Raw genomic sequence first — 9,204 nt, forward strand, 5'->3', positions numbered from 1 at the left:
TCCTTTGACACACAAATTACCACAGAGCGCAAAAACAGTCCTAAGCATTCACGCTTTTGGACTGTTTTTACACCGCTTTATTTTACATAACATCACACTTGAGTGCTTCGATGATACTGTCGTCCTTTATCTTGGAAGCGCTAAGCAGCATGCTAAGCCCAATGATTACAAATACAACAATAACCATCATGAAATACATAGGATAATTTAGCTCAAAAGCAAATATCTTGCTTTCAATCGTGTTAAACATCAAAAAGCTGAGAAGAATAGAAACCGGTATTCCGATAACAAGTGCTCTTACTCCGTAAAGTATGGTCTCAAGAAGAAGCATCTTTTTAATGCCCCTCTGTTCCATTCCCACCGATCTGAACATAGCAAATTCCTGCCTTCTCATATGTACAGCCGTTGAGATAGTATTCACGATATTGGCTATTGCTATAAGTGTCAAAAGAATCGTAAAACCGTACATAGCAGTATTAAGTATAAGTGATACCGTATCCATGGCATTCCTTGCATTTGACAGGTTCTGAACCACACAGTTGCTATAGCCGCCATAGGTCGTAATATCGCTTACCTTCTGCGCAAGCGCCTCTGTATCACTTGTGGTAAAGACTCCGAAGGTATAGCTAAGTGCTCCTCTTTCTATGTTTTCCTGTGCCTTTTCATAATACATTGATACCGGAACATAGACGTTAACTGTATTCTTGGGAACCAGATTGCATACATAACTCTTTTTGTCATACTTGACAATCCCGCTTACTTCAACAACCGGAGGATTGCCCTTAGCCTCATCATAGAAGATCTTCTGCCCGATTATCTTTTCGTTAAATACAGGCTTGCCATTTTCCTCATGAAGGTAGCTGTCCAGAATTACTCCCTTTAACGCATCTCCATGATACTCATCGGAATTTATGCCATTAGCTTCAAGTAACTTATCAAAGTCGGCGTCCTCCACAAGCACCACCATAACTGAATCAAGGCCGTCAAACAGCGTCTTATAATCGTTTGTAAGATAGTCTTTATTTAAAAAGCCGGTATTCGCCGGTACGAAATCCGGTTTATCCTCCTGATCTTTAAAGAGATAAGTAACATAATCTGCCGATACAACCCTATCAACCTCCGGAAGTGCCTCCAGCTCTTCTTTTAGTCTGTCTGTCTCATCCAGTGCGCAGGAAACATAAATATTGAATGGCAGATCGATCTCATACTGATTAAGCTTTACAAAGGTCTTATCGAAAAAGTCTATTGTCAGGAACATTATGATAGATATTGCCATTGAAAAGACAATAACTGCTCCCTTAAATCCGTTTCTCTTAATGTTCTTATAGGCAAGCTCACCTTCATATCCGAAGATTTTCCTAATAAGAGGATTTACCTTAAGTTTTCCGGCCTTAAGCTTAATAGTGCTTGTCTGGCGAAGAGCATCAAGTGGCATTATTTTTGATGCCTTTATTGCCGGAACAAGGGCCGATATAAAAATAGTGATTGCTGAAATAACTACAATTGCCATGATAACGTAAGGATTAATAATGATAGGAACACTTCCTCGCATACCCTCTGCCCCTACTATCATATCTGATTCCAAAATTTTTCTTCCAAGAACAGCAAGGGTTACGGCAGCCCCGGCAATACCGGCTGCAATTCCAAGCGGAATCCCGACTAGTCCAAGCACCAGCCCCTCAAAATAAATAGAGGCCCTCTTTTGCGCCTTTGTAGCGCCAACACTGGCAAGCATTCCAAGATACTTGATCTTCTCAGTGAGCGACATTCCAAACGCGTTGTAGATAAGCACCACCGAGGTGACAACTACTATCAAAAGAGCTATGCCCATCAGTGTAAACAGCTCAACATAAGCAGATCCCATGCCACCTACTGCAAAAACACTTATAAGGAATTCTGTATTCAGATCAGATATATGAAGGTTATAATCCTTTGCAATCTGTCTTATCTGAAGTGCCGAAGTGTGATCCGCCTTCCTTAAGGTTATACGGGATTCAAGGTATGAATTGCCCTTATCATCAACGCCAATAGGTGTCCCTGCGTCCATTCCGCGAAGTATATCAAACGCCGTGGTCGGTCTGTTTCCGTGAAGAATTGCTGTAATAGTGCAGGTTTCCGTAGATAATACCTCGAACTGTTCCTCGGATCTGTAGCTTCCGCCGTAGTAAATCTTTGTGCCATCGGGCTCAATTTCATATCTGTTCCCCAGTTCAAAGGTAATGGTATCTCCGGGATGAAGCTCAAGACCATTATCTTTAAGAAACGCCTCTTCTACGGCAACTTCACCGGAAGTCTCAGGAAGTCTTCCTTCATACTCCTGGATAACTACCTGCTTGTAGAAATCCAAGCCGCCATTTTCGATATTGCCAACTCTGAATCGATTTTCCTTATCATTCATCAGCCTTATGCCGGTGATAGTAGGATCTGAACAGACAGCCCCTGCAAATTCTATCCTGTCGTCATTCTTAAGAGCCTCGAGATCCTCCCAGGTCATATTATCAAAAGCTGCATGAACGTTGCCATCTGTCAGCCTGTTGATACTCCCGAAAAACTTAAAAACCGAAAAGATACCAACCAGAATCGCTGTTATAAGCGCCGTAGAGGCCACAATTCCAAGGATAGTGACAATAGTCCTTTTCTTATTCTCCAGAAGGTGTCTGATAGTAAGTGTTGAAATGATATTCATTACGCACTCACCTCCTCCCTTGAGGAATCTCTGGTAATCTGCCCATCTTCAATTGTTATAACTCTGTCCGCAGAAAGGGCTATTCGCTCATCGTGAGTAATGATGATAACCGTCTGCCGATTTTCCTTATTAAATTTTCTAAGAAGGGCTATGATCTCCTTGCTGTTCTCGGAGTCAAGATTTCCCGTAGGCTCATCTGCCAGGAGAAGTGCCGGATGATTCATCAGTGCTCTTCCAATAGAAACCCTCTGCTGCTGTCCGCCGGACAACTGGTTCGGAAGATGTCCTACTCTCTCGGATAATCCAAGCTTTTCAACAAGATCTCTTAAAAGCTTCTTATCCGGCTTCTTCCCATCAAGAAGGATTGGCAGTGTCATATTCTCCTCAACATTGAGGATTGGGATCAGGTTATAGAACTGATAGATAAGACCTATCTGTCTTCTTCTGAAAATTGCAAGCTTTGTTTCGTCCAGCTTGCTGATATCCGTACCCGAAATATTCACAACTCCCGAAGTCGGTGTATCTACACCACCAAGAATATGCATCAATGTGGATTTTCCTGATCCTGATGGACCAACTATAGCAACAAATTCTCCCTGCTCAACATCAAAGGAAACATTCTTCAAAGCATCTACCTTTGTCTCACCGTTTCCGTAGACTTTGCACAGGTTTCTGATTTCCAAAATCTTCATTTCATTGTTCTCCTTTCTCATTTGTTTCTGAGAATAGGTTATTATATTGAAATTACAATCAGGTGACTGTTATATTACAGTTTTGTAATATTAACTTATCTCTTACACAATCGTCTTATACAGCTTGATCACAAAGGTTGAACCCACGCCTTCCGTACTCTTCACCGCAATCTCCCCGTGCTGATCCTCTATGATAGCCTTCGTCAGGGCAAGGCCGATTCCGACACTATCTTTTCCTGCGTTCTTCCCCTTATAAAAACGTTCGAATATGTGAGGAATGTCTTCCTCAGCAATTCCGCAGCCTGTGTCCTTTATGGTTATCTGCCCAAAGAGAGTCGTATCAAGGGTAGAGATTTCCAGTTCTCCGCCATCATCCATATGCTCAATACAGTTTTTGACAATATTCTGCAGTGCTTCTACCGTCCAGTTTTTATCACAGGTAAAAGCCATATCAGTCACATTCTGCTTATAAGAAATCCTCCGAAGTTCAAACTGAATCTCAAAGGGCTTGAGGACCTCTGATAGCAGCTCCTTTGACGGAACAAGCTCATGCTTAAGTTCTATGGTCCCCGCATCCAGTTTGGACAATTTCAAAAGTGTCTGTATTAGCCAGTTCATCCTCGAGAGCTGCTCAGATTGAGTCTGCAGGAATTCCATACGTTTTGAAGGATCCTCTTCACTGCAGAGGAGATCATTCATTACCATCATGGAAGTGAGCGGTGTCTTCAGCTGATGACTTATATCTGCAATTGCTGCCGCAAGCTGCTTTTTGTCGTCACGGAGTATCTCGTTCTGAACCTTCAGCGTAGATGCGGCTTTGTATATATTATTCGCAAGTATCGAAAGCTCACCCTCCTCCTGATCAAGGATATTCGGTGTATCTGCTCTCGATAAAACCTTTACAAGATAGTCATTTAGCTCTTCAATCCTGCAATATCTCTTTTTTGTGTAATGAAAAAAGACAGCAAGAAGAAGGACTCCTGTAATAAGGAGCATTATCCCCGCAGTTATTCCCACAAAAGCGAATCCGCCAAAAGCCATTACTATGGTTATAGCGGATCCCAATATCATAATTCTTCGAAATTCTTTGTTTATCATTGTCCCCTCAACCATCTACGATATACCCCATTCCTCTGACAGTCCTGATGATCTGCGGATTCGACGGATCCTGTTCAATCTTGTCGCGAAGCCTTTTTATGTAGACCGTAAGTGTATTGTCATTTACAAAATCACCACCTACGTCCCACATGTCCTGAAGAAGCTGATTTCTTGAAAGTACCACATTTTTATTGTTGCAAAATGTAAGAAGGAGTCTGTACTCAAGAGCAGTCAGTTCAACATTTGTTTCATCTCCTGTCTCCTCGTTTCTCATTGTCACCTTTGCTTCGCTTTTGTAAATACTGATATTTCCAAGCTTCTCTACTGTAGTATCCCCTGCAGAAACATCGACGTCTCTCTTCCCTGCACGCCGTAATACTGTCCTGATTCTTGCCATAAGCTCATTGATCCTGAAAGGCTTACAAATATAATCATCAGCCCCCATTTCAAGACCCATGACCACGTTAACCTCCGCATCACTGGCTGTAAGAAAGATCACCGGAACGTCTTCCTTCTCCTTAATAAACTTACATACATCATAGCCATTGCCATCCGGAAGATTGATATCCAGAATACAGATATCAAAGCAATCCCTCTGCCACAGCTTCTTTGCCTGCATTACGCTCTCTGCATTTGTAACCTCGTATCCTTCCTTTTCAAGAGAATACTTTAACCCCATGCTTATAGCATCATCATCTTCAAGTAAAAAAACTCTCATTTTCATGCTCCCTACCATTTCTCGTATATAAAAGCCCCAATAACAATTTGTGTACCTATTATGATATTTTATCCCACAATATAAAACAGACCCCATCCTACACGGATAAAGGTCTGTTTTTCACGTCATTGCTTTTATCCATCTCTATTCTTTGCACTCTTTTCGGTTATCATACCTTTGACTCAAGAAACCACTTTGCACCATTAGGACAGTCTTCAAAATACAGATGTACCTCCTTCCCATCCACAATACATGTATAAACAAGTCCTGCTCCTCCGGCGCGTCTGCTCGCTCCCGGAACACAGTCCTTAACTCTTGTTATCTCATACCTCCGGCCATCTTCCCACTCTATCGACAGCGGCCTGACCGCCCCATCTGCAGAAAACTCCACTATTGTATCTACATATACTTTATAACCTATTCTTCTAGCCATCTTACTATCATCACCTGCCATTCTACGCCCATGTATCCTGTACTACCTAAATGCGCTTATAAGCTTTTCATGCATTACATAGCGAACAATTGTTCTATTTATAGCTATATTATACGAATATATGTTCTATTTTGCAACCGCTAGATATTGTGCTGTGACATTTATTGGACTCCAACTGCGCAAATCCAGACTGCCAAAAGAAAAACCCGCCATCATCCATTCCATTTCGGATAATAGCAGGTAGAATATCTTGTGTTCTTTCAGTCTGTTCATTTTCTAATAAACTTTTTCCGGATATTTTATATTTATTTAATATATATGGTGTATACTTACACGAAAGAGCACTAGATGTTGTATGTAATAATCATTTATTGTTTTTTGTGGGAGGGGAAAGCCATGCGCTATAATAGTTCTGTGAAAAATGTATTTGTAGGGAAAGCCATACCCAAGACTATAGACACAATAGGTTTTAACAACCACTATTTTGACCTTGAGACAGTAAAAGAGAAAGCCACCGGGATAATATCAGCAGTGATTTTATCCTGTATTGTAGCCTTCTCTTTTTTCTTTTTCATTTGAACTTTTAAATGAACCTTAATATGCCAAAAGCATTATGACGGATACTGATCAATTACATCCGTATCCCGTTTTTCAATTACTTCTCTTCTGGTAGCCTGCCCAAGCTTCCTGTTTGATGCTACTGCGATAAGAAGTATGATAATGTCATCTAAAGGGCATGCAGATAGCAGATCTACCGGAGATAAAATATATGCTCCCAAAAGAATTGCAAGAAGTATTTTAAGTCCCTTATTCATCTGTATTCCCCCTATTTTCTTTAGATGCTAAAGCCCTTGATCTCAGAAGTATCTGCAAAAGGCTTAAAACCAACGGGTTCACTTGATTCATAGTAATTGTTTGCAGAGTAGTAGTTTTCTTCTCTGTTGTAATCACTTGTTCTGCCTTCAGGAGCATCATCCATTAATATTGCTGCGATGATATATGGAAGGATTCCAATACCGGTTGTCATCAAAAGGATTAAATAGATGACTCTGATTATTGTAGGATCAATTCCGAAATATTCACCGATGCCTCCGCATACGCCACAAACCTTTTTATCAACGCTTTTTGTAAGTCTTCTTTCTCTCATAACCTTTCCCTCGCTTCCTTAGTGAAGCAACAATTTGTTTTATGAGATTATTCTAGAACTCCGTAGTCTTTTTATAAATGTTCATTTAGGCAAAAAAGTGGCATTTATTTTTCTTTTCGAGAGTTTTTTAATGACCTTATCTGTGACCGGTAATCACTTCCCAAGAAAATCCATGACTTCTTCCAGTCGTTTTTTTGCTTCTACTCTTCCTGTCTGATATACCCATTCCAACTCGGACGGATCATTCTCGGTGCGGCTAATCCCAAGTGATTCCGGCGGACGTATTACAATACTTTGTCCATTTTCCTCGCGCTTAAGTATTTCCTCCATCTGTCTGTTATAAACAGCAGGGCGCTCGATCATTGCCTCTGCCACTGCAGGATATTTCCTGAGGAGCATTTTTATAAGCTTACTGTTATGATGATCTTTTTTCTGATATCCCTTTGGCTGCGTAAGTATTATGACGTTGCGATTATATCCAATACTTTCCATATATTTGTATGGAACAGGATCTGTTATCCCGCCGTCGAGGTATAGCTTTCCATCAATTTTAACCGGCCTTGAGACAAAAGGCATAGACGCTGATGCACGCATCCACTCTACATCCTTGGCTTTCCCATCCTTGCAATTGTGAAATTCGATTTTTCCGGAAGATACCTCTGTTGCCCCTACATGAAACTCCATCGGACTATTCTCAAATGTCTTCTGATCAAAAATATCCAGCTTTTCAGGAACAGTATGATAACAAAAATCTACTCCGTAAAGGTCTCCGGTTTTTATAAGAGACCAAATGCTGCAGTATCTGGGATCCCTGCCATATTTCTTGTTATATCTTATGGTTCTTCCTATCTGATGTGATTTATAGTTACAGCCAAAAATCGCACCCGCTGAAATTCCGGCCGCCCCATCAAAATGGATATCATTTTCCATGAAAACATCCATTACACCGGCAGTGAACATTCCTCGCATGGCACCGCCTTCCATAATAAGGCCCGTTTTCTTATTGCTATTGTCCATTGTCTGTAGCTCCCCGTCTATTTTCTAAAAGCATATATAATTCTTAAAACCTGTTCCGCAGTATCTGCGATATTTCTCTCTGCAGTTTCCTTTTCCATAGCTTCATCAAGAGTGCAGACCTTCCGAAGTGCAGGGAAAAAGGCATCTATTCCCTGTTTGTTGCACATGGCCGCATCATCGGATACTGCGCCTGAAATAGCTATTACAGGCTTTCCGTACTTTTTGGCGAGCCTTGCGACACCTGCAGGCGCTTTTCCCATGGCAGTCTGAGCATCCAGCATTCCTTCTCCGGTAACGACGAAATCCGCATCCTTTATATAATCCTCAAGAAATGTCTCCCTGATTATGATATCAATACCACTTTCAAGGTTTGCCGAAAGAAATGTCCTTAGTGCAAAGCCCATTCCTCCGGCGGCGCCGCTTCCCGGCATGTCTGGATCTGCCTCCGGAATAATCTCTTTTGATAAGGCTGCATAATTTCCCAGCCATCTGTCCATATCTTCTATCATTTCGGGAGTGGCACCCTTCTGCGGCCCGAAAACAACACTGCAACCATTGGCTCCGCAAAGAGGATTAGTCACATCACAGGCAACCTGAAAGCTGCATTCTGAAAGTGCCAGACTTGCATTTTTACATGAGATTGTCTTTAGGTGCTTAAGGCCTTCTGCACCGGGAACAATTCTGTCACCATTTTCATCAAGAAAATCGAATCCAAGCGCCATCAGCATACCGACGCCGCCATCATTAGTGGCACTTCCGCCGATGCCTATTATAAATTTCCTACAGCCCTTATTTATAGCATCAAGGATGATCTCACCTACGCCATATGTAGTCGTATGTAAGGGATTTCTTTTGCTTTCAGTAACAAGCGTTATTCCTGCAGCGCTGCTCATTTCTACTACAGCGACATCATTTTGTATAATACCATATCTGCAACTGACTTTTTCCAAAAGAGGTCCCGTCACAGTTATGTCTTCAAAACGTCCATCTGTTCCCGTGACAAGGGCATATACCGTGCCCTCGCCGCCATCGGCCAGGGGCCTGACTACGGTTTCAACATCCCCGCTAACTCTGGAAAACCCTTCCTTTGCGGCATTACCCGCCTCAATAGAAGATAAACTTCCTTTAAATGAATCAAAAGCTGCTACTATTTTCATATTCCCTTAATCCCCGAAAATGGTCTACAGGGACGAGGTTATAGGACCAAAATGAACCACAACCCCGTCCCTTAGGACCATTATATTAAATATTGTGTTATAGTAGTATCTATGTTTGTAAAATAATATTCAAAATAGGGGAAATTTGGTTACTGTTCAGGATCAATGTCATTTACTTTAGCAGATTTTCGTAAATAACGAAGATCTGCTTTTTTCTTACCCCTAACAAAAATTATTATGAAAAATAGTTGACAAG

At 41.4% G+C, this 9,204-nt stretch carries 10 protein-coding genes; 1 reads left to right on the plus strand and 9 read right to left on the minus strand.

The genetic code is table 11. The annotated features are described in order from the left end of the window. Window positions 1-82: 82 nt before the first annotated feature. The 5 genes from G586_RS0115935 to G586_RS0115955 all read right to left on the minus strand — a co-directional run bounded on the left by G586_RS0115935 (window position 83) and on the right by G586_RS0115955 (window position 5,648). Window positions 83-2,686, minus strand: a complete 2,604-nt coding sequence (locus G586_RS0115935; RefSeq protein WP_026528524.1) for an ABC transporter permease — start codon at window positions 2,684-2,686, stop codon at window positions 83-85. After that, window positions 2,686-3,378 carry an ABC transporter ATP-binding protein gene (locus G586_RS0115940; RefSeq protein WP_026528525.1) on the minus strand — a complete coding sequence of 231 codons (693 nt, stop codon included), beginning with the start codon at window positions 3,376-3,378 and terminating at the stop codon, window positions 2,686-2,688. Before G586_RS0115940 ends, G586_RS0115935 begins: the two co-directional genes overlap by 1 nt. 102 nt (window positions 3,379-3,480) lie before the next feature. Then, entirely contained in the window at window positions 3,481-4,476 is a 996-nt protein-coding gene (locus G586_RS0115945; protein WP_035773453.1) for a sensor histidine kinase, read from the minus strand. Window positions 4,477-4,483: 7 nt separating this feature from the next. After that, window positions 4,484-5,194: a response regulator transcription factor gene (locus G586_RS0115950; RefSeq protein ID WP_026528527.1), complete on the minus strand. Its 711-nt coding sequence runs from the start codon at window positions 5,192-5,194 to the stop codon at window positions 4,484-4,486. 169 nt (window positions 5,195-5,363) lie between these two features. Then, window positions 5,364-5,648 (minus strand): hypothetical protein, encoded by a 285-nt coding sequence (locus G586_RS0115955; RefSeq protein ID WP_242832041.1) that lies wholly within the window; start codon window positions 5,646-5,648, stop codon window positions 5,364-5,366. A 375-nt stretch (window positions 5,649-6,023) separates the two neighbouring features. Here G586_RS0115955 and G586_RS0115960 point away from each other — a divergent pair, with 375 nt between their 5' ends. Continuing rightward, window positions 6,024-6,206: a hypothetical protein gene (locus tag G586_RS0115960; protein ID WP_026528529.1), complete on the plus strand. Its 183-nt coding sequence runs from the start codon at window positions 6,024-6,026 to the stop codon at window positions 6,204-6,206. A 32-nt stretch (window positions 6,207-6,238) separates the two neighbouring features. On the opposite strand, the gene G586_RS0115965 is transcribed toward G586_RS0115960, so the two are convergent. From G586_RS0115965 to G586_RS0115980, 4 genes are all read right to left on the minus strand, one after another. Then, window positions 6,239-6,442 (minus strand): hypothetical protein, encoded by a 204-nt coding sequence (locus tag G586_RS0115965; RefSeq protein ID WP_026528530.1) that lies wholly within the window; start codon window positions 6,440-6,442, stop codon window positions 6,239-6,241. A gap of 20 nt (window positions 6,443-6,462) precedes the next feature. Beyond that, window positions 6,463-6,774, minus strand: a complete 312-nt coding sequence (locus G586_RS27670; protein WP_081674420.1) for a PspC domain-containing protein — start codon at window positions 6,772-6,774, stop codon at window positions 6,463-6,465. A gap of 153 nt (window positions 6,775-6,927) precedes the next feature. After that, window positions 6,928-7,791, minus strand: a complete 864-nt coding sequence (locus G586_RS0115975) for a patatin-like phospholipase family protein (RefSeq protein WP_026528531.1) — start codon at window positions 7,789-7,791, stop codon at window positions 6,928-6,930. A 17-nt stretch (window positions 7,792-7,808) separates the two neighbouring features. Further along, the gene (locus G586_RS0115980; protein ID WP_026528532.1) at window positions 7,809-8,948 is read right to left on the minus strand and encodes a glycerate kinase family protein; all 1,140 of its coding nucleotides are present in this window, start codon (window positions 8,946-8,948) and stop codon (window positions 7,809-7,811) included. Between the last annotated feature and the right edge of the window lie 256 nt (window positions 8,949-9,204).

This window comes from Butyrivibrio sp. VCD2006 (assembly GCF_000423925.1).
Taxonomy (GTDB): Bacteria; Bacillota; Clostridia; order Lachnospirales; family Lachnospiraceae; genus Butyrivibrio.

What these genes read in the sequence shown, in the direction of transcription:
- G586_RS0115950 (WP_026528527.1), bottom strand. Translation starts at nt 5,194, where the DNA reads ATGAGAGTTTTTTTACTTGAAGATGATGATGCTATAAGCATGGGGTTA.
- G586_RS27670 (WP_081674420.1), bottom strand. Translation starts at nt 6,774, where the DNA reads ATGAGAGAAAGAAGACTTACAAAAAGCGTTGATAAAAAGGTTTGTGGC.
- G586_RS0115935 (WP_026528524.1), bottom strand. Translation starts at nt 2,686, where the DNA reads ATGAATATCATTTCAACACTTACTATCAGACACCTTCTGGAGAATAAG.
- G586_RS0115940 (WP_026528525.1), bottom strand. Translation starts at nt 3,378, where the DNA reads ATGAAGATTTTGGAAATCAGAAACCTGTGCAAAGTCTACGGAAACGGT.
- G586_RS0115975 (WP_026528531.1), bottom strand. Translation starts at nt 7,791, where the DNA reads ATGGACAATAGCAATAAGAAAACGGGCCTTATTATGGAAGGCGGTGCC.
- G586_RS0115965 (WP_026528530.1), bottom strand. Translation starts at nt 6,442, where the DNA reads ATGAATAAGGGACTTAAAATACTTCTTGCAATTCTTTTGGGAGCATAT.
- G586_RS0115955 (WP_242832041.1), bottom strand. Translation starts at nt 5,648, where the DNA reads ATGGCAGGTGATGATAGTAAGATGGCTAGAAGAATAGGTTATAAAGTA.
- G586_RS0115960 (WP_026528529.1), top strand. Translation starts at nt 6,024, where the DNA reads ATGCGCTATAATAGTTCTGTGAAAAATGTATTTGTAGGGAAAGCCATA.
- G586_RS0115945 (WP_035773453.1), bottom strand. Translation starts at nt 4,476, where the DNA reads ATGATAAACAAAGAATTTCGAAGAATTATGATATTGGGATCCGCTATA.
- G586_RS0115980 (WP_026528532.1), bottom strand. Translation starts at nt 8,948, where the DNA reads ATGAAAATAGTAGCAGCTTTTGATTCATTTAAAGGAAGTTTATCTTCT.